Origin of the sequence: Microbacterium sp. MYb64 (assembly GCF_002979495.1) — a bacterium.
Lineage (GTDB): Bacteria > Actinomycetota > Actinomycetes > Actinomycetales > Microbacteriaceae > Microbacterium > Microbacterium azadirachtae_A.
This window is the reverse complement of record NZ_PCOW01000012.1, coordinates 1-16,440: the sequence shown is the minus strand read 5'-3', so window position 1 is coordinate 16,440 and position 16,440 is coordinate 1. Positions and strand designations below refer to the sequence as shown.

Below are 16,440 nucleotides of genomic sequence, written 5' to 3'. Positions count from 1 at the left end.
TGGATCCGGCGGGGTCTCGGGTGCAGCGGTGGATCCGCCCGGCTCGCCGGGGCCGCTGGATCCGGGTGGCTCGCCGGGGCCGCCTGGATCCGGGTCGTCCCCATGAGCGCACGCCATGGGGTCCGCTGACGGGGACGACCCGGACGTACGGCCAGACCAGATCTCGGTCGTCCCCATGAGCGCACGCCATAGAGTCCGCTGATGGGGACGACCCGGAAGTGAAAGAAACAACAGAGGAGGATGTGGCATGAACATCGAATCCGCCGTGCCCACGGTCAAGAACCCGCCGGAGCAGTTCCACGGTGACGTCTGGCTCGATCGCATCGCCGCGCCGCATGAGGCCGATCAGCGCATGACGGTCGCCCTGGTGCGGTTCGCACCCGGCGCCCGCACGGCCTGGCATTCGCACGCTCGAGGGCAGTTCCTCCGCGTGACGAGCGGCGTCGCTCTCGTGGGCGATCGGGACGGAAATGTCGTCGAGCTGCATCCCGGGCAGACGCTCTACACCCCGCCCGGCCAGGACCACTGGCACGGCGCCACAGCGGGCTGCTTCATGGAGCACCTGGCAATGCTCGAGGCCGGCGACGATCCCGCCACCACGACGATCTGGAAGGAACACGTCACCGACGCGGAGTACGCCCGCCGCCGCTCCGAGTGACCCCGCCCGCGTCCGGGCCCCGGTCGGGTACCGCCTCACCTCCGAGTCGTCCCTGTGAGCGCACGCCACATGGTCCGCTGACGGGGACGACTCGAAACAGGTGCAGCCAGGAGCGGGGGTCGTCCCATGAGCGCACGCCATAGGGTCCGCTCATGGGGACGACTCGGAAGTAGGGAGAAAGACGGGCGGGGGCATCAGCGGCGAGGGGGGAGCTGCAGCAGGCGATCGTCGGCATCGCCGGGGGAGCCTCGGCCGTCGGTGTTGTTCGTGAGCACCCAGAGTGCGCCGTTCGGGGCCGCCACGACGTCGCGCAGGCGGCCGAACTCGCCGGTATACGCGGCCTGCGGCTGCGGATCCGGTGACCTCGTGTCGAGCGTCCACAGCCTCTCGCCGCGCAGGCCGGCGACGTAGACGACGTCATCGACGATCGCGATGCCGCTCGGGCTGGCCTCCGACGGACGCCAGGTCACGACCGGATCGATCGCGTCGGCGGCGCCGGCGCGGCCTTCGTGGTCGGGCCAGCCGTAGTCGCCGCCGGGCTGGATGCGGTTCAGCTCGTCCCAGGTGTCCTGCCCGAACTCGCTCGCCCACAGCGTGCCCGCGTTGTCCCACGCCAGCCCCTGCACGTTGCGGTGCCCGAGGCTGTACACCGCGGTGCCGAACGGATTGCCCGGCGCGGCCCGGCCCGTGGGCGTGAGCCGCAGGATCTTGCCGCCGAGGTAGTCGCGATCCCGCGCGCGATCGCGCTGCCCGGCGTCGCCGGTCCCGACGTAGAGCATCCCGTCCGGGCCGAACGCGATCCGCCCGCCGTCGTGGTTCCCCGCCCGGGGGATGCCGGCGAACACGACTTGCGCGCTCGCCGGATCGAACCGCAGCGCACCCGGATCGCCGGTGAGATGCAGCCGCACGACGCGGTTGTCGGCGGCGGTCGCGTGATACGCGTAGAGCCAGCGCGTTCCGCCATCGTCGTGGATCGCGAGCCCGTTGAGTCCTGCCTCGCCCCCGGAGACCACGTCGGGGACCGTGCCGACGTCGTGCACTCCGCCGGCCGGGGTCCACTCGAGCACGCGCCCGTCGTCCCGCTGCGAGATGAGCGCCCCCGATCCGATCGGCACGATCGACCAGGGCGCGACGAGCCCCGTCACCAGAACGGACGGCGAGTCCGGCACCGAAGTCGGCGCCGAAGACGAGGACGAGGACGAGGGCGACGGGGGCTGCGCGGACGCGACGGGTCCCGTCGGCGTTCTCGTCACGGTCGGGGCGGTCGTCGGCGCGCACGCCGTCAGCGCGAAGGCGGCCAGTGCGATCGCGACCAGGGCAGCGATGCCTGAGCGCGCCGCCTCGCCTCTCCCGGACCCATTCATGACCACCTCCCGATGTCAGTGCGTCCTCTCAGGATCCTCGCCGTCCGCGATTCCCGCCAGAGCCGCCGCCCGCGCCAAGGTCGCTCCGGTTAGGTCCGCCCCATCTCCGAGTCGTCCCCACGAGCGCACGCCATAGCGTCCCCTGACAGGGACGACTCGGAGATGGGGGGAGCCAGAATCCGAGTCGTCCCTGCGAGCGCACGCCAAAGCGTCCGCTGACGGGGACGACTCGGAGATGGGGGAGCCAGGGCCGGCGAGCCCGCGTCCGAACCGGCGACGCCGCGTTGCAGGCGAGCCGCGTCACCGACGCCTCAGGTCGCGTCCCAGAGGTCGCGGTAGTAGGCGAGGCGCTCGCGATCCGGATCCACTCCGTACGCCTCGATGAGGAGGTCCTCGTATCCGGGACCGTAGTTCCACTCGGTGCTCATCGAGGCGACCGCGATGTCGGCCCAGCGGTCGGCGGTTCCGAGCGCGCCGAGGTCGACGTGCGCGATGCCGCGACCGGCGTCGTCGAGCAGGGTGTTCGGCACGCAGGCGTCGCCGTGGCAGACGACGAGGCGGTCGATCGGCGGCGCCGTGTGCAGGCTCTCCGGCACGACGATCCCGCGCTCTGCGGCGTTCGCGATCCGGTCCTCGACGCTCCAACTCCACGGGCATTCGTCGGCGGGCAGGGCGTCGTGCAGCCGGCGCAGCGCCGATCCGACCGCACGCACGGCGATCTCGGGCCGTGCGATCCAGGACGGATCCACGGCGCTGCGGCCCGCGATCGATGCCGTCACGAGCCATTCGTGCGTGCGATCCTCGCCCTGATCCAGGACCTGCGGCACCAGCGTCCAGACGCGCGCCCAGCACATCCGCTCCGCCTCCGCGCGCATCGTCGCCTCCCGGTGCCGCGGGCCCCACTTGAGGAATCGGCCGTCGTCGGTGCGGAAGGTGAGACCGCCGATGCCGTTCTCCCACACCGGGGTGAGCGCGGCGGATCCCGCCAGCTCCCTCACGCGATCGGGAACGGTCACGTCGTCGATCGGGATGCTCATGGATCCATCCTGCCCGCACGAGAACGAAGGAGAGCCGGCATCGCCGGCCCTCCCTCGTCAGTGCCCTGCGGCCGTCACGGCGCCCGGCGACCCGTGACCGACCGGAGCAACCAGGCGATCACGGCGAGGACGAGCAGTACCAGGCCGACCCAGAGCAGGAAGTTCAGGGACTGCACGAGGCCACCCGTGATGGCCAGGATGATGGCCACGATGATGATGATGACGAAGAGGATGTTCATGACGGACTCCTTCCAGGTGCCGCGGGTGCGACCGCCGACTCACGGTAGGCGGTGACGATCACCGCTGCACAGGGGCTTGACGGCGAGGGGTGCGGGATGGCAGGGCCCGTTCGCAGCGGTTCACGCCGGTCCGCCCGCCCGCCGTTGCTGCTGCGGCGCGCTGCGCACGGCCTCCAGCACGTCCGCGACCGAGTCGTAGCGGATCCTCTCGGCCACGGGCTGGAGCCAGATCACCTCGACCTGCTCCGCCGAGAGCCGGCTCACGCAGGCGACCGTGTGCCGCGCGTCGCTGCGGTCGAAGCCGTCGTCCAGGATCAGCCATTCGCTCTCCGTGAGCCTGCGCATCTCGAAGCGGGCCGGTGTCGTCATCGACATCTCACTCCCCTCGTCCACAGAGGAGGATGAGCCCCGCATCGACCCGCGTCACGGCCCTTGACAGCCGGGCCGGCGGAGGGCTATCGCTGGCGCGCACGCTGCATCGAGAGACGTGCAGGATCGGCGTGACCGTGACCCGTAGACAACCCGCCCGCGATCGTCAACCCCCTCGTCGGTCCGGTGCGCCCTGTCTAGCGTGCCCGGCATGAGCTACAGCATGACCGACCCGCGCACCAAGTACCCGCCGTTGCCCGACCCACCGGATCCGGGGAACGACCAGCCAGGCCTGCTGGAGGAGACGGACCCGCGCCCGGACCACGGCGAGGAGAGCTACCGCGGCTCCGACCGATTGCCCGCACGGCACGCGCTGGTCACCGGCGGCGATTCCGGGATCGGATGTGCGGTGGCGATCGCGTTCGCGCGGGAGGGCGCGGATGTGGCGCTCAGCTATCTGCCTGAAGAGCAGGCGGACGCGGAGGACACCGCGGACTGGATCCGCAGGGCCGGCCGACAGGCGGTGCTGCTCCCGGGGGACCTCACGGACGAACAGGGATGCGCGGATCTGGTCGCGGATGCCGCCGAAAGCCTCGACGGGCTCGACATCCTGGTCCTGAACGCCGGATATCAGCGCAGTAGGGGGGAGATCGACGACGTCCCGCCGGAGGAGTTCGACAAGGTCATGCACACGAACCTCTACGCTCCGTTCTGGCTCGCGCAGGCCGCGCTGCCGTTCCTGTCGCCGGGATCCTCGATCATCGCGACCACGTCGATCCAGGCCTACGACCCGTCGCCAGGGCTGTTCGACTATGCCTTGACCAAGGCCGCCCTCGTCGCCTTCGTGCAGATGCTCGCCGAGCAGCAGGGACCGCACGGGATCCGCGTCAACGGCGTCGCCCCCGGGCCCATCTGGACGCCGCTCATCCCGGCGACGGGCTGGCCGAGGAAGCTGCCGACGTTCGGCGAGGACACTCCTCTCGGCCGCGCCGGTCAGCCCGCGGAGCTCGCGGGCGCATATGTCTTCCTCGCCTCCGAGGACGCGTCCTACGTCTCGGGCGGCATCATCCCCGTCACGGGCGGGCGCCACCTCTGAGCGGCACCGGGCGTCAGTCGACCATCTCCTGCTGCGTGCGGATGAACGTGCGGTCGCCGTCGCTGAGCCGCGCCGACGGATCCACGGCCTCGCCGATGATCCGCTCGATCTCCTCGCGGACGTCGTCGGGCACGACCCCGTCGTCCTGTTCTTCTAGTCGCTGCTTGGAGCGCGCGGACAGGTGGGGCCACCACTTGTGGACTTCGGGCAGCAGGTGGATTTCGGGAACCATGATCTCCTCCTTCTTCACCGGCGGACGTCAGAGACCACCGCGTCCAAGGTGCTGATCCTGAGGCTCCGCGTGGCACGAACGCTACGCGCGCGTGCTTGGTGGCGCCTGGGACTTCCGGTTCGGGCGGTGCAGACGTATCATCCCCGAGCCATGCGCGTCGAGGGGGTCCCGCCGCGCAGTTCCGCAGACCATGATGTGGGGTGAGGGGCGATACGCAGGGAACGATCAAGGAGACGGAACGAGATGGGCAGATTCAGCTACGAGGGTCAGACGCATGCGGATCTGGACGACCGCGCGCTGGCTCACGTGCAGATGGTGGTCGCCAACAAGCTCCGCCGCGGGGAGCCGTTCTACTTCACCTGGAAGGACGACCCGAGCATCGGGCACGGTCGCACCTCCGTCTGGATCCACCCCTCGTGCACCATGGTCTTCACTTACCACGGCGGCCGCCGCCCGCCCCTGAACCGGCTGTGGGTCGAGGCGCTCAGCCAGCTGGCGAATACGCCGGGGGGTCTCCGGCTGATCCCCGAGCCTTCACAGGTCGACGAGATGGAGGTCGACGACAGCGGTCAGATCCAGTGACGGCGGGGTGAGACGCCGGGGCCGTCAGTCCCGCTCACCGGGCCGTCGCGACGACGTCGCCGCGGCGCGCTTGCCGTACGGATCCTCACCGGGTTTCGCGTACGGGTCATCCGACTCCTCCGGACCGTGGCGCCGGGCGCTCGCCGCATGCCGGTACCCGGTTCTCTCCGGGCGCGCGTGATGCACGTTCGGCGGGGGTCCCTCGTCGATCTCGCTCATCGGTCTCTCCTCTGCTGAGCCCCTCTGCGGGGCATCGTCTCGGCCCAGGATCCGCGATCACGGCGCTCGCGGCCAGGGCCTTGACAACCGCCTCGTGTTGTCATCGGTCCTCTTCTCCAGGGCTCGGATCTCCCGCCCGTCGAGGGCCGGTTCCTGTGACATCCGCTGGTGCGGGCCGTAGGCTCGCATCGACGACGATCCCCGCCGTCCGTGCCGACGGGTCCCCGATCCGTGCGGGCGCACGGTGCGTGCGGGGTGAGACGCGGACTCACGTAAGCTGAGACTCAGTCGCAGGCCCTGAAAAGTGGCCGTGCCGTCTCACGGAACAGAGCTGTTCGAAAGGAGTGGGCAATGCAGATCCACGGATCCGGAGCCCTTGTCACCGGCGGTGCCTCGGGGCTCGGCCTCGCCACCGCACGCCGCCTCGCCGCCGCCGGTGCGACCGTCACGATCATCGACCTGCCGAGCTCGAAGGGTGCGGAGATCGCGGAGGAGCTGGGTGGCGTCTTCGCCCCGGCCGACGTGACGAACCCCTCGGAGGTCGCCGCAGCCGTCGCCGCAGCCCAGGCGGCGGCACCGCTGCGCATCGTGGTGAACTGCGCCGGCATCGCCCCGCCCGCGAAGGTGCTGGACCGCGACGGCAACCCCGCCGACCTCGCCGGCTTCGAGCGGATCGTCCGGATCAACCTCGTGGGCACGTTCAACGTGATCTCGCAGGCCTCCGCGGTGATCTCGAAGAACGAGCCCCTGGACGGCGGCGACCGCGGCGTCATCGTGAACACGGCGAGCGTCGCGGCATTCGACGGTCAGATCGGACAGCCCGCGTACTCGGCGTCGAAGGGCGGCGTGCACGCGATGACGCTGCCGATCGCGCGCGAGCTGGCCCGCTACGGCATCCGCGTGTGCACAATCGCCCCCGGAATCATGGAGACCCCGATGCTCGCGGGCCTGCCGCAGGCCGCGCAGGACTCGCTCGGCGAGCAGGTGCCCTACCCGGCCCGCCTCGGCCGCCCCGACGAGTACGCCTCGCTCGTGCAGCAGATCGTCGAGAACGGCTACCTGAACGGCGAGACGATCCGTCTCGACGGCGCGATCCGGATGGCGCCCAAGTAAGCGGACCCGGATCCGCCCGCCGACCCACGAACCCGAGGAAGACATGACCGAGACTGCGTTGACCACCGACAGGCCCCTCGCGGGCAAGACCATCCTGATGTCCGGCGGCAGCCGTGGCATCGGCCTCGCGATCGCCCTGCGCGCGGCCGCCGATGGCGCGAACATCGCGCTGCTGGCGAAGACGGACACCCCGCATCCGAAGCTCGAGGGCACGATCCACACCGCGGCCGAGCAGATCCGCGCGGCCGGCGGCCGGGCGCTGCCCATCCTCGGCGACGTGCGCGACGACGAGAGCGTGACCGAGGCCGTGCTGAAGACGCAGGGCGAGTTCGGCGGCATCGACATCGTCGTCAACAACGCGAGTGTGATCGACCTGTCCGGATCCCTCGACCTCGCCGCCAAGAAGTACGACCTCATGCAGGACGTCAACGTGCGCGGCACGTTCATGCTGTCCCGCGCCGCGGTGCCGGTGCTCAAGGACGCCCCGAACCCGCACATCCTGTCGCTGTCGCCGCCGCTCAACATCACGCCGCGATGGCTCGGGGCGCACACCGGCTACACGCTCGCGAAGTACGGCATGACGATGGCGACGCTGGGCCTCGCAGCCGAGTTCGCGAAGGACGGCATCGCCGCCAACACGCTGTGGCCGCGCACGACGATCGCGACGGCCGCGGTGCAGTTCGCGCTCGGCGGCGACCGGATGATGAAGGTCAGCCGCACGCCCGAGGTGTACGCCGACGCCGCCTACGCCGTGCTCGCGCAGCCGGCCCGCGAGTACACCGGACAGACGCTGATCGTGGAGGACGTGCTCGAGGCCGCGGGCATCACCGACTTCTCCGGCTACGCCGCCGTCCCCGGCACCCCCGACGATCAGCTGTTCCCGGACATCTTCCTGGACTGAGTCGGTCGGGTCCTCTCGGGCTTCTCCTGGTTTCGGGGCGCGTCCCTGCCGTTTGGGGCGCGTCCCGACGCTGATTTCCGGTGTGGTGCGCCCCGAAACGTGAGGCTGCGCCCCAAAACCGTGTCGGTGCCGGGGCCGGGGATCCTGGTTCCTCCTGGCCTTGGGGCGCACTTCTGCCGTTTGGGGCGCGTCCCGACGCTGATTCCCGGTGTGGCGCGCCCCAAAACGGGAGGCTGCGCCCCAAAGTCAGGGTCGGGACGGGCGGGACGGCTCCGGGCCAGGCTCAGGCCTCGTCGATCGCGGCGACGATGTCGCGGTATCCGTGGGAGGCGGCGAGGTCGCGCGGCAGCACGCCGTCGCCGTCGCGGATCGTCACGTCGGCACCGCCGGCGATGAGGGTGCGCACGATGTCGACGTACGTCTGCGAACCGTCGCCCAGCACGATCGCCTCGTGCAGCGCCGTCCAGTTCAGGTTGTTGACGTGATTCGGATCCACGCCCGCGGCGAGCAGGATCTTCACGGTGCTGAGGTGGCCGCGCTCGGAGGCGGGGATCAGTGCGGTGCCGCCGTAGCGGTTCGTGCTGCGCAGGTCGGCGCCGTGCTCGAGCGTCGCCCGCAGGATCTCGTCGTGCCCGCGCGCGCCCGCGTACAGGTACGCGGAGTCGACGATGTCGTCCTTGGCGTTCACGTCGGCGCCGGCATCGATGAGCGCGAGGGCCGCGTCGATCCGGTTGCCCTTGGTGGCGGCGATCAGCGCGGTCATGCCACCGGATCCACGGGCCTCCAGGTCGGCGCCCTCGGTGATCGCGGCCCGGACGACGGCGGCGTCACCGGCCGTTGCGGCGTCGAACAGGCGGGAGTTCAGAGCGGTCATCTGGGCCTCGGTTCTGGGGGATGCGGGGGAGGGGCTCGCCACCGTGGGAGACGTGCTGGTGACGGTCGGCGTGGATTCCGGCGCGGCCGCTGTACAGCCGGCGAGCAGGAGTGCGGTCACGCCGAGCCCGGCGATCGCGCCGGCGGCGCGCTTCCGGAACGGGGCGGGATCCTCCCGGCGCGGCGCTCTGTCCGGAGGGCGGGCGACGCACGGCGGGAGCGAGGTATCGGGCATGGAAATGGTATACCACGCGAGGGTGGGCATCTCCTGAGGCGGCGTCGCTCGATCCGGGTAGCGGCGATCCGGTCCCTCGGCGGGTTCGTGCGAAGAAGCCTTGTCGAGTCTGCGCGAAGAAACATCGAGCGGAGAAGCACCTCGCTGTGCTGAGATCGTGGCATGAGCACGATCGATCCGGACGCCGCATGGCGAGAGCGCCCGTCCCGGCGGGCCACGGGGGCGAGTCTCGTCATCCCCGGCGTATTCCTGCTCGGAGCGGGTGCCGTTCTCGGGTGGGCGCTGACCCGTGGCGCCGCGACGGGCTTCTCCGATGACGTGCAGGAGCAGGACGTCGCCGCGATCATCGCCGCGATCGCCTCGTCCTTCGCGCTCCTGATCGCGCTCGGTCTGTGGTCCGTCGCCGCCGCGCGCAATCCGCGTCTGCCCGGCTGGCTCACTGCGGTCGGCGTCGCGGTGCTCGGCGCGGCCGTCGGCCACGCGGTCGTCGCGCTGCCGCCGGAACTGCTGCAGTATCCGGTCGTCGATCCGCTGGCGTTCGGGCTCGCCATCGTCGCGGTCGCCTTTCTCGGGCTGGGGCTGGTCGCGCGCGCTGGCAGGGCGCGTCGCCTCGACGCCGCCGACGAGCTGGTGCGCACCACGACCCCGGTCACCGGCTCGGTGACGAATCAGGGCTACACGCACTTCGACGACGCGAGCCGGATCCTCACCGCGGTCACGTACACGTTCCGCGACGCCGCGGGGCAGCAGCGCTGGGTCAAGCGCGCCGCGACGATCGACGTGCGCAACCCGCTCGTGAACGGCGAGGAGGTCGACGTCTGGTTCGACCGTCAGGATCCGTCCGACGAGAACCGGATCGTGATCCGCCGCCGGGTCTGAGGGGCGGGCTCAGCGCCAGGATTCGACGGCGTTCTTCGAGTCCTTCAGACCGAGGCCGGTGGCCTCGCGCAGCAGCTTGATCGCCGCGATCTTCTGCTCCGCGGCGATGAGGCGTCCGATCTCGGCGTGCACGTTCGGGTCGAGGTGCGCGACCGCCTCGGAGGCGGACATCTCGCCGACGTACGAGGGTGCTCCGGCAGGGCGGGAGTCGGAGCGGGTGAGCGAGACGGGAGCCGAGTTCATCGTGCCGGGTGTCGACGGGATCCAGGCGTCGATCTGGTCCTTCGCCGCGCGCAGCGAGAGGCCGGAGTGTTCGCGCAGCACCTTGATCGCCGAGATCTTCTGATCGGCGGCGACCAGCGCGTCGATCTCCGCGACGACGGAGGGGGCGAGCGGACCGGGAGTCGCCGACGGCGACTCCCGGCGCGTCGAGGCCGCGGCGGGCGTGGCGGCTGCGGCCCGCGTGGCGGGCGTGGCGGATGGCGGCGTCGCGAGGGTGGTCCCCAGCGGCTCCGGCGCCTTCGGCCGGATCGCGCGCAGGGTCACGGCGATGACGATGAAGAGGATGACGATCACGCCGGCGAGGAGGATCCAGATCCAGAGGTCCATGCCGCCAGCGTACGGGGCGGATCCGCCGGGCCGCGCCCAGCGCCTTCGCACCCTGCAGGCTCTACCCTGGAAGACATGTCCGAGACTCCTGCGTCCGCCCGCTCCGGCGCGCCCGCGACGCGCACCGCCCAGGTGCGCCCCGCCACCGAAGGATGGACGCAGAAGAAGGATGCCGAGGGGCGCCCGCTGCTGCAGTTCGCCAGCCCCAAGCGGGGCAAGCCCCCGGTGCACCTCGCCGACCTCACGCCCGCCGAGCGCGTCGAGAAGGTCAAGGAGCTGGGCCTGCCCGGATTCCGCGCCAAGCAGCTCGCGACGCACTACTTCACGCACTACACCTCGGATCCCGCGCACATGACGGATCTGCCCGCCGGCCAGCGAGACGAGCTGGTCGCGGGGATGCTGCCGCCGCTGCTCACCGAGGTGCGGCGCCTGGAGACCGATCGCGGCGACACGATCAAGTTCCTCTGGCGTCTGCACGACGGCGCGCTCGTCGAGTCTGTGCTCATGCGCTACCCGGGCCGCATCACGCTGTGCGTGTCGAGCCAGGCCGGTTGCGGCATGAACTGCCCGTTCTGCGCCACGGGGCAGGCCGGGCTCACGCGCAACATGTCGACGGCCGAGATCGTCGAGCAGATCGTGCGTGCCAACCGCCTGATTGCAGAGGGGGGCCTCGGCGGCAAGAAGGCCGACGACCACTCCATGGAGCGCGTCTCGAACATCGTGTTCATGGGGATGGGCGAGCCGCTCGCGAACTACAAGCGCGTGATGGATGCGGTGCGCGTCATGGTCGCGTCCCAGCCCGACGGCCTCGGTATGAGTGCCCGCGGCATCACCGTGTCGACGGTGGGCCTGGTCCCGGCGATCAACAAGCTCGCCGACGAGGACATCCCCGTCACGTTCGCGCTCTCCCTGCACGCGCCCGACGACCAGCTCCGCGACGAACTCATCCCGGTGAACTCGCGGTGGAAGGTCGACGAGGCGCTCGACGCCGCCCGCCGCTACTTCGAGAAGACGGGACGTCGCGTCTCGATCGAGTACGCGCTGATCAAGGACATGAACGACCACCCCTGGCGCGCCGACCTCCTCGCGGAGAAGCTCAATGCGCGCGGCCGCGGCTGGGTGCACGTGAACCCGATCCCGCTGAACCCGACCCCCGGATCCATCTGGACCGCGTCGGAGAAGGACGTGCAGGACGAGTTCGTCCGCCGTCTCAACGACGCCGGCATCCCGACGACCCTCCGCGACACCCGCGGCAAGGAGATCGACGGCGCCTGCGGCCAGCTCGTCGCGACCACCGAGGACGAGGCCGCCGCCGCCGCGATGGCCTGACCCGTTCTTCGTGGGTCCCTACTTCCGAGTCGTCCCCGTCAGCGGCGCCTATGGCGTCCGCTGACGGGGACGACTCGCAGGTAGAGCGAATGTGGGGCGGGGCCCGGGTCAGTCGCGCGGGGTGCGCAGGCGGAGCAGGGTGCCCGATCCCTCGATCAGCTCGGACCAGGAGGCGACGTCGACCGCGCATTCGGCGACGGCGCATGTCGGGAACTCCACGAAGGATCCGGTGAGCTCGGCCACGGCATCCGCCATCCCGGGGTTGTGCCCCACGAGCATCGCGACCTCGACGTCATCCGGGAGGGCGGACGCGATCCCGAGGATCGCGCGGGCGGACGCGGCGTAGAGTGCGGGCTCCGCCACGACGGCGAGTCCGAACGCCGCCGCGTATTCGTCGGCCGTGCTGCGCGCGCGGATCGCGGTGCTCGACAGGATCCGCTGCAGGCGCACATCCTCGTCGCGCAGCCGACGGGCCATCATCGGGGCGTCCCGGCGGCCGCGTGCGTTCAGCGGCCGGTCGTGATCGCGCAGATCCGCCGAGCCCCAGTCGGACTTCGCGTGGCGAGCCAGCAGCAGGGTCTTCACATTTCCAGCGTGCCATCAAGGGGGCGCCGACGCACGCCCCCGCTCATGCTTCGGGTCGTCCCTGTGAGCGGAGCCCCTGGGGTGCGCTGGTGGGGACGACTCGGAAGTAGGTGCCCGCACGTCCCGCCCCCATTCCGGGTCGTCCCCGTGAGCGGAGCCCCTGGGGTGCGCTGGTGGGGACGACTCGGAAGTAGGGTGCCCACACGTCCCACCACCCATTTCGGGTCGTCCCTGTGAGCGGAGCCTCTGGGGTGCGCTGGTGGGGACGACTCGGAAGTAGGGGGCGTTACGCCCGTTTGCCGAGCAGGTGCGGGCGCACCTCGGTCAGGCGGGCCTGGAGCGCCTCGAGGAACGCCGCGATCGCGGGCTGGTTCAGCGCCTCGGGGCGCGCGATGAGCCAGTACGGCAGTCGCTCGTCGATCTCGTCCGGCAGCACGCGCACCAGATCCTCGTGCTGATCCGCGAGGAACGCGGGCAGCAGCCCGTAGCCCGCACCGCCGCGGGTGGCGTCGACGTGCACGTACACGTTCGTGCTCGCCACGGCGTCGTGCATGCCGGGAACCGCGCGCCGCGCATCGTCGAGGGAGTCGACGTGCAGCATCGACTCGATGAAGTAGACGAGCGGCTGCCCGGCCAGCTCCTCCGGATCCTGCGGCGCCGGATGCTCGCGCAGCCAGTCGCGGCTCGCATAGAGGCCGAGCGCGTAGTCGGCGAGGTGGATCGCGCGCGCCCGCCGCACCTGGGGACGCCCCACCACGACCTCGAGGTCGGCCCCCGTGCGCTGATGCGAGGCCTGCCGGGTGCCCGTGATGAGCTCGAGCTGAACCTCGGGATGGACGCGCTGCAGCGCGGCCATCGCGGGAGCGGCCACGAATCCGCTGAAGCCGTCAGTGGCGGAAAGCCGGATCAGCCCGCCGATGCGCGCGGTGTCGCCGCCGTCCAGGCGTCCGAGCGCCCGCTCCACGCCCTCGGCCGCGGCCAGGGCGCGGGAGCCGAGCGGAGTCAGTTCCCACCCCGCGCCCTCGCGCGAGAGCACGCGTCCGCCCAGCTGCGCCTCGAGGGCGGCGATGCGGCGCGCGACGGTGGTGTGGTTCAGCCCGAGCTGCGCTCCGGCGGCGGTGAACCGGCCGCTGCGCGCGACGGCGAGCAGCACGAGCAGGTCGTCCGCGCTGAGCGGCGGTGCGGGGAAGTGCGCGTCCATCTGTGCAGTTTTGCATAGCCGGATCCCCTTCCGTCGTGCGCGAGGGTGAACTACCGTGCAGGCATGGCAGCGCAGCGATCCCCGGGACCCGACACCGACCTCCGGGGGCGCACCGCCCTCGTCACAGGAGCGGGAAGCGGCATCGGGGCGGCGTGCGCCAGGGCGCTCGCGCAGGACGGGGCGCACGTGCTGCTGCTGGACCGCGACGCGGAGGGGGCCGCCGCGGTGGCGGCGGAGATCGGCGGCGAGGCTCTGGCGATCGACCTCGGCGATCTGGACGCGCTCGCTGCCCGCGCCTTCGACGCCGACATTCTCGTGAACAACGCGGGGCTCCAGACCGTCGCGCCCATCGTCGACTTCGACCCCGCGATGTTCCGCCGCATGCTCGACATCATGGTCACGGCGCCGTTCCTGCTCATCCGGGCTGTGCTCCCCGGGATGTACGCCCGCGGGTGGGGGCGGATCGTCAACATCAGCTCCGTGCACGGCCTGCGCGCGAGCGAGTACAAATCGGCCTACGTCACCGCCAAGCACGCCCTGGAGGGTCTCTCGAAGGTGACGGCGCTCGAGGGCGGCCCGCATGGGGTCACGAGCAACTGCATCAACCCCGGGTACGTCAACACGCCCCTCGTGCAGAAGCAGATCGCGGACCAGGCCCGCACGCACGGCATCCCCGAGACCGACGTCATCGAGAAGGTCATGCTCGTCGAATCGGCGATCAAGCGACTTCTCGAGCCCGAGGAGGTGGCGGATCTGGCCCGGTGGCTGTGCGGTCCGACCGCGGGCTCGGTCACGGGAGCGTCGTACACGATGGACGGCGGATGGAGCGCACGGTGACCGGCACGCCCCAGACACTCGCCGTCACGTCCTTCGGCCCCTCGTCCGACGCCGAGGCCGTCCTCGCGATCCACGGCATCACCGCCAACGGCCGCTCCTGGGACACGGTCGCCGCTCTCCTGCCCGCGCGGCGCATCCTCGCCCCCGACCTCAGGGGAAGGGCGCGCAGCAACGCGCTTCCCGGGCCCTACGGGCTGCGCCGGCACGCCGAGGATCTCGCCGCGGTGCTGGATGCGGACGGCGGCGGTGCGCGCGCGGTCCTCGGGCACTCGATGGGCGCGTTCGTCGCTGTCGCGCTCGCCGCGAGGCGGCCCGACCTCGTTGCCCGCCTCGTGCTCGTCGACGGCGGGTTCCCGCTCGCGCTGCCGGAGGGGGCGAGTGCCGACGACCTCGACATCGCCGCGCTCCTGGGCCCGGCCGCGCAGCGGCTGTCCATGGAGTTCTCCGACGAGGACGCCTATCTGGACTTCTGGCGGATCCATCCCGCCTTCGCCCGGGACTGGTCGAGCGCGGTCGAGACCTACGCGCGACACGACCTGGACGGATCCGCCCCGCACCTGCGCTCCTCCACGGTCGCCGCCGCAATGCTTCAGGACGGCGGCGAGCTGTACGGGCCGGATTGGTACCTCGACGCACTGCGCGGGCTGCGCATGCCGGTGACGGTGCTGCGCGCGCCGCGGGGGCTGCTCGACGCGGATCCGCTCTACGCTCCGGGAGCGCTCGACCGGTTCCGCGCACTCGTGCCGCAGCTGCGGATCGTCGAAGTACTGGATGTGAACCACTACACGATCCTGTTCGCCGAGCGGGGCGCCGTGCGCGTCGCCGCCGAGGCGGACGCCCGACCCTGACCGCATTCCCCGCTCTCCCGAAGGAGCCGACATGACCGCCACCCTGTTCGAGGGCATCACCGCCCGCCGCATCGAGACGCCGCGCTACATCGCCAACGTGCTCGAACGCCCCGCGGCAGATCCTGCGGCGCCGACTGCGTCGGTCGTGTTCGTGCACGGCAATGTGTCGTCGGCGCTCTTCTACCAGCCGACGATGCTCGCCCTCCCGGCGGACGTGCGCGCGCTCGCGATCGACCTCCGCGGCTTCGGCGACAGCGAGACCAAGCCCGTCGACGCGGCCCGCGGGCTGCGCGACTTCGCCGACGACGTGCGCGGGGTGCTCGACGCCCTCGACCTCGACGCCGTGCACCTCGTCGGCTGGAGCATGGGCGGCGGCGTCGTGCTGCAGGTCGCGCTGGATGCGCCGGAGCGCGTGCTCTCGCTCACCCTGGAGTCGCCGGTCTCGCCCTACGGCTTCGGCGGCACGCACGGCCCGGACGGGGCGCGCAACGACGCCGACGGCGCCGGCACAGGCGGCGGCGGGGCGAACCCCGACTTCGTGGCGCGACTGGATGCAGGCGACACCACGGATGAGGCGCAGACCTCGCCGCGCACCGTCTACCGCACCGCGTACGTGGCGCGGCCCGAGACGCAGACCCCGCACGAGGACCTCTGGGTCGCGTCGATGCTCACCACGAAGACGGGTCTCGACAACTACCCGGGCGATGCGGTCGGATCCGACCGCTGGCCCGGATTCGCCGCCGGCACCCGAGGCGTGCTCAACACGATGGCGCCGCAGCACCTGGATCTGTCGGGCATCGTGGATCTCGCCGTGAAGCCCCGGATCCTCTGGATCCGCGGGGAGAAGGACGCGATCGTGTCGGACGCCTCGTTCTTCGACCTCAATCAGCTCGGCGCGCTCGGCGTGATCCCTGGCTGGCCGGGGGAGGAGGTCGCACCCGTGCAGCCGATGGTGACCCAGACCAGGGCGGTGCTCGAGCGCTACGCCGCGAACGGCGGGGAGTATCGCGAGGTCGTCCTGCCCGAGGCCGGGCATGCGCCCCACCTCGACGAGGCCGAGGTCTTCGATCGCGAGCTCGCCACCCACCTCGGCTTCTGAGCCCTCCTCTCTCCCTATCTCCGAGTCGTCCCCGTGAGCGGACGCCATGGCGTCCGCTGAGGGGGACGACCCGAAGATGGAGGGGGCATAGGGAGGGGCGCCGGGTCGCGCGGGCGCGGGCGCAGGATCAGGCTG

Annotated in this window: 20 protein-coding genes; 10 read left to right on the top strand and 10 right to left on the bottom strand. The window is 71.3% G+C overall.

The window, feature by feature from the left end; translation table 11 throughout:
- The first annotated feature begins 247 nt into the window (after positions 1–247).
- On the top strand, positions 248–658 hold the full coding sequence (locus CQ044_RS11815; RefSeq protein WP_105688650.1) for a cupin domain-containing protein: 411 nt from the start codon (positions 248–250) through the stop codon (positions 656–658).
- 194 nt (positions 659–852) lie between these two features.
- On the opposite strand, the gene CQ044_RS11810 is transcribed toward CQ044_RS11815, so the two are convergent.
- From CQ044_RS11810 to CQ044_RS11800, 4 genes are all read right to left on the bottom strand, one after another.
- Positions 853–2,022 (bottom strand): sorbosone dehydrogenase family protein, encoded by a 1,170-nt coding sequence (locus CQ044_RS11810; protein ID WP_105688649.1) that lies wholly within the window; start codon positions 2,020–2,022, stop codon positions 853–855.
- 311 nt (positions 2,023–2,333) lie between these two features.
- On the bottom strand, positions 2,334–3,059 hold the full coding sequence (locus CQ044_RS11805; protein WP_105688648.1) for an aminoglycoside 3'-phosphotransferase: 726 nt from the start codon (positions 3,057–3,059) through the stop codon (positions 2,334–2,336).
- A 74-nt stretch (positions 3,060–3,133) separates the two neighbouring features.
- On the bottom strand, positions 3,134–3,298 hold the full coding sequence (locus CQ044_RS19590) for a hypothetical protein (protein WP_181158297.1): 165 nt from the start codon (positions 3,296–3,298) through the stop codon (positions 3,134–3,136).
- A gap of 120 nt (positions 3,299–3,418) precedes the next feature.
- Positions 3,419–3,673, bottom strand: coding sequence for a hypothetical protein (locus CQ044_RS11800; RefSeq protein WP_105688647.1), 255 nt, complete (start codon positions 3,671–3,673; stop codon positions 3,419–3,421).
- Between the two features lie 205 nt (positions 3,674–3,878).
- Between CQ044_RS11800 and CQ044_RS11795 the strand changes: the two genes are divergently transcribed.
- Positions 3,879–4,763, top strand: a complete 885-nt coding sequence (locus tag CQ044_RS11795) for an SDR family oxidoreductase (protein WP_105688646.1) — start codon at positions 3,879–3,881, stop codon at positions 4,761–4,763.
- 13 nt (positions 4,764–4,776) lie between these two features.
- Here the strand turns inward: CQ044_RS11795 and CQ044_RS11790 are convergent, their stop codons facing one another.
- Positions 4,777–4,995 (bottom strand): hypothetical protein, encoded by a 219-nt coding sequence (locus CQ044_RS11790; protein WP_105688645.1) that lies wholly within the window; start codon positions 4,993–4,995, stop codon positions 4,777–4,779.
- 243 nt (positions 4,996–5,238) lie between these two features.
- Between CQ044_RS11790 and CQ044_RS11785 the strand changes: the two genes are divergently transcribed.
- Positions 5,239–5,577, top strand: a complete 339-nt coding sequence (locus CQ044_RS11785) for an ATP-dependent DNA ligase (RefSeq protein WP_105688644.1) — start codon at positions 5,239–5,241, stop codon at positions 5,575–5,577.
- 24 nt (positions 5,578–5,601) lie between these two features.
- On the opposite strand, the gene CQ044_RS11780 is transcribed toward CQ044_RS11785, so the two are convergent.
- A complete protein-coding gene (locus CQ044_RS11780; protein WP_105688643.1) occupies positions 5,602–5,796 on the bottom strand; it encodes a hypothetical protein in 195 nt (64 codons plus the stop codon).
- A gap of 351 nt (positions 5,797–6,147) precedes the next feature.
- Between CQ044_RS11780 and CQ044_RS11775 the strand changes: the two genes are divergently transcribed.
- Together CQ044_RS11775 and CQ044_RS11770 are read left to right on the top strand one after the other, a co-directional pair.
- Complete coding sequence (locus tag CQ044_RS11775; protein ID WP_105688642.1) at positions 6,148–6,909, top strand: SDR family NAD(P)-dependent oxidoreductase; 762 nt, start codon at positions 6,148–6,150, stop codon at positions 6,907–6,909.
- 43 nt (positions 6,910–6,952) lie between these two features.
- Positions 6,953–7,810 (top strand): NAD(P)-dependent oxidoreductase, encoded by an 858-nt coding sequence (locus CQ044_RS11770; protein WP_045271123.1) that lies wholly within the window; start codon positions 6,953–6,955, stop codon positions 7,808–7,810.
- Positions 7,811–8,093: 283 nt separating this feature from the next.
- On the opposite strand, the gene CQ044_RS11765 is transcribed toward CQ044_RS11770, so the two are convergent.
- Positions 8,094–8,918 (bottom strand): ankyrin repeat domain-containing protein, encoded by an 825-nt coding sequence (locus CQ044_RS11765; protein WP_258133282.1) that lies wholly within the window; start codon positions 8,916–8,918, stop codon positions 8,094–8,096.
- 162 nt (positions 8,919–9,080) lie between these two features.
- On the opposite strand from CQ044_RS11765, the gene CQ044_RS11760 reads away from it, so the two are divergent.
- On the top strand, positions 9,081–9,797 hold the full coding sequence (locus CQ044_RS11760) for a DUF3592 domain-containing protein (RefSeq protein ID WP_105688641.1): 717 nt from the start codon (positions 9,081–9,083) through the stop codon (positions 9,795–9,797).
- Positions 9,798–9,806: 9 nt separating this feature from the next.
- Here CQ044_RS11760 and CQ044_RS19840 read toward each other — a convergent pair whose 3' ends face one another.
- Positions 9,807–10,406, bottom strand: coding sequence for a ribosomal protein L7/L12 (locus CQ044_RS19840; RefSeq protein WP_258133281.1), 600 nt, complete (start codon positions 10,404–10,406; stop codon positions 9,807–9,809).
- Between the two features lie 75 nt (positions 10,407–10,481).
- On the opposite strand from CQ044_RS19840, the gene rlmN reads away from it, so the two are divergent.
- Entirely contained in the window at positions 10,482–11,735 is a 1,254-nt protein-coding gene (gene rlmN, locus CQ044_RS11750; protein ID WP_105688640.1) for a 23S rRNA (adenine(2503)-C(2))-methyltransferase RlmN, read from the top strand.
- A 108-nt stretch (positions 11,736–11,843) separates the two neighbouring features.
- Here the strand turns inward: rlmN and CQ044_RS11745 are convergent, their stop codons facing one another.
- Together CQ044_RS11745 and CQ044_RS11740 are read right to left on the bottom strand one after the other, a co-directional pair.
- On the bottom strand, positions 11,844–12,320 hold the full coding sequence (locus CQ044_RS11745) for a histidine phosphatase family protein (protein ID WP_105688639.1): 477 nt from the start codon (positions 12,318–12,320) through the stop codon (positions 11,844–11,846).
- Between the two features lie 286 nt (positions 12,321–12,606).
- The gene (locus CQ044_RS11740; protein ID WP_105688638.1) at positions 12,607–13,521 is read right to left on the bottom strand and encodes a LysR family transcriptional regulator; all 915 of its coding nucleotides are present in this window, start codon (positions 13,519–13,521) and stop codon (positions 12,607–12,609) included.
- 63 nt (positions 13,522–13,584) lie between these two features.
- Here CQ044_RS11740 and CQ044_RS11735 point away from each other — a divergent pair, with 63 nt between their 5' ends.
- Genes CQ044_RS11735 through CQ044_RS11725 form a run of 3 tightly spaced genes read left to right on the top strand, consistent with a single transcriptional unit; the run spans position 13,585 to position 16,305 of the window.
- The gene (locus tag CQ044_RS11735) at positions 13,585–14,358 is read left to right on the top strand and encodes a 3-hydroxybutyrate dehydrogenase (RefSeq protein ID WP_045271228.1); all 774 of its coding nucleotides are present in this window, start codon (positions 13,585–13,587) and stop codon (positions 14,356–14,358) included.
- Positions 14,355–15,206 carry an alpha/beta fold hydrolase gene (locus CQ044_RS11730; protein WP_219844960.1) on the top strand — a complete coding sequence of 284 codons (852 nt, stop codon included), beginning with the start codon at positions 14,355–14,357 and terminating at the stop codon, positions 15,204–15,206. Before CQ044_RS11735 ends, CQ044_RS11730 begins: the two co-directional genes overlap by 4 nt.
- Positions 15,207–15,237: 31 nt before the next feature.
- Complete coding sequence (locus CQ044_RS11725) at positions 15,238–16,305, top strand: alpha/beta fold hydrolase (RefSeq protein WP_105688636.1); 1,068 nt, start codon at positions 15,238–15,240, stop codon at positions 16,303–16,305.
- The last annotated feature ends 135 nt before the right edge of the window (positions 16,306–16,440 follow it).

What these genes read in the sequence shown, in the direction of transcription:
- CQ044_RS11815 (WP_105688650.1), top strand. Translation starts at nt 248, where the DNA reads ATGAACATCGAATCCGCCGTGCCCACGGTCAAGAACCCGCCGGAGCAG.
- CQ044_RS11810 (WP_105688649.1), bottom strand. Translation starts at nt 2,022, where the DNA reads ATGAATGGGTCCGGGAGAGGCGAGGCGGCGCGCTCAGGCATCGCTGCC.
- CQ044_RS11805 (WP_105688648.1), bottom strand. Translation starts at nt 3,059, where the DNA reads ATGAGCATCCCGATCGACGACGTGACCGTTCCCGATCGCGTGAGGGAG.
- CQ044_RS19590 (WP_181158297.1), bottom strand. Translation starts at nt 3,298, where the DNA reads ATGAACATCCTCTTCGTCATCATCATCATCGTGGCCATCATCCTGGCC.
- CQ044_RS11800 (WP_105688647.1), bottom strand. Translation starts at nt 3,673, where the DNA reads ATGTCGATGACGACACCGGCCCGCTTCGAGATGCGCAGGCTCACGGAG.
- CQ044_RS11795 (WP_105688646.1), top strand. Translation starts at nt 3,879, where the DNA reads ATGAGCTACAGCATGACCGACCCGCGCACCAAGTACCCGCCGTTGCCC.
- CQ044_RS11790 (WP_105688645.1), bottom strand. Translation starts at nt 4,995, where the DNA reads ATGGTTCCCGAAATCCACCTGCTGCCCGAAGTCCACAAGTGGTGGCCC.
- CQ044_RS11785 (WP_105688644.1), top strand. Translation starts at nt 5,239, where the DNA reads ATGGGCAGATTCAGCTACGAGGGTCAGACGCATGCGGATCTGGACGAC.
- CQ044_RS11780 (WP_105688643.1), bottom strand. Translation starts at nt 5,796, where the DNA reads ATGAGCGAGATCGACGAGGGACCCCCGCCGAACGTGCATCACGCGCGC.
- CQ044_RS11775 (WP_105688642.1), top strand. Translation starts at nt 6,148, where the DNA reads ATGCAGATCCACGGATCCGGAGCCCTTGTCACCGGCGGTGCCTCGGGG.
- CQ044_RS11770 (WP_045271123.1), top strand. Translation starts at nt 6,953, where the DNA reads ATGACCGAGACTGCGTTGACCACCGACAGGCCCCTCGCGGGCAAGACC.
- CQ044_RS11765 (WP_258133282.1), bottom strand. Translation starts at nt 8,918, where the DNA reads ATGCCCGATACCTCGCTCCCGCCGTGCGTCGCCCGCCCTCCGGACAGA.
- CQ044_RS11760 (WP_105688641.1), top strand. Translation starts at nt 9,081, where the DNA reads ATGAGCACGATCGATCCGGACGCCGCATGGCGAGAGCGCCCGTCCCGG.
- CQ044_RS19840 (WP_258133281.1), bottom strand. Translation starts at nt 10,406, where the DNA reads ATGGACCTCTGGATCTGGATCCTCCTCGCCGGCGTGATCGTCATCCTC.
- rlmN (WP_105688640.1), top strand. Translation starts at nt 10,482, where the DNA reads ATGTCCGAGACTCCTGCGTCCGCCCGCTCCGGCGCGCCCGCGACGCGC.
- CQ044_RS11740 (WP_105688638.1), bottom strand. Translation starts at nt 13,521, where the DNA reads ATGGACGCGCACTTCCCCGCACCGCCGCTCAGCGCGGACGACCTGCTC.
- CQ044_RS11735 (WP_045271228.1), top strand. Translation starts at nt 13,585, where the DNA reads ATGGCAGCGCAGCGATCCCCGGGACCCGACACCGACCTCCGGGGGCGC.
- CQ044_RS11725 (WP_105688636.1), top strand. Translation starts at nt 15,238, where the DNA reads ATGACCGCCACCCTGTTCGAGGGCATCACCGCCCGCCGCATCGAGACG.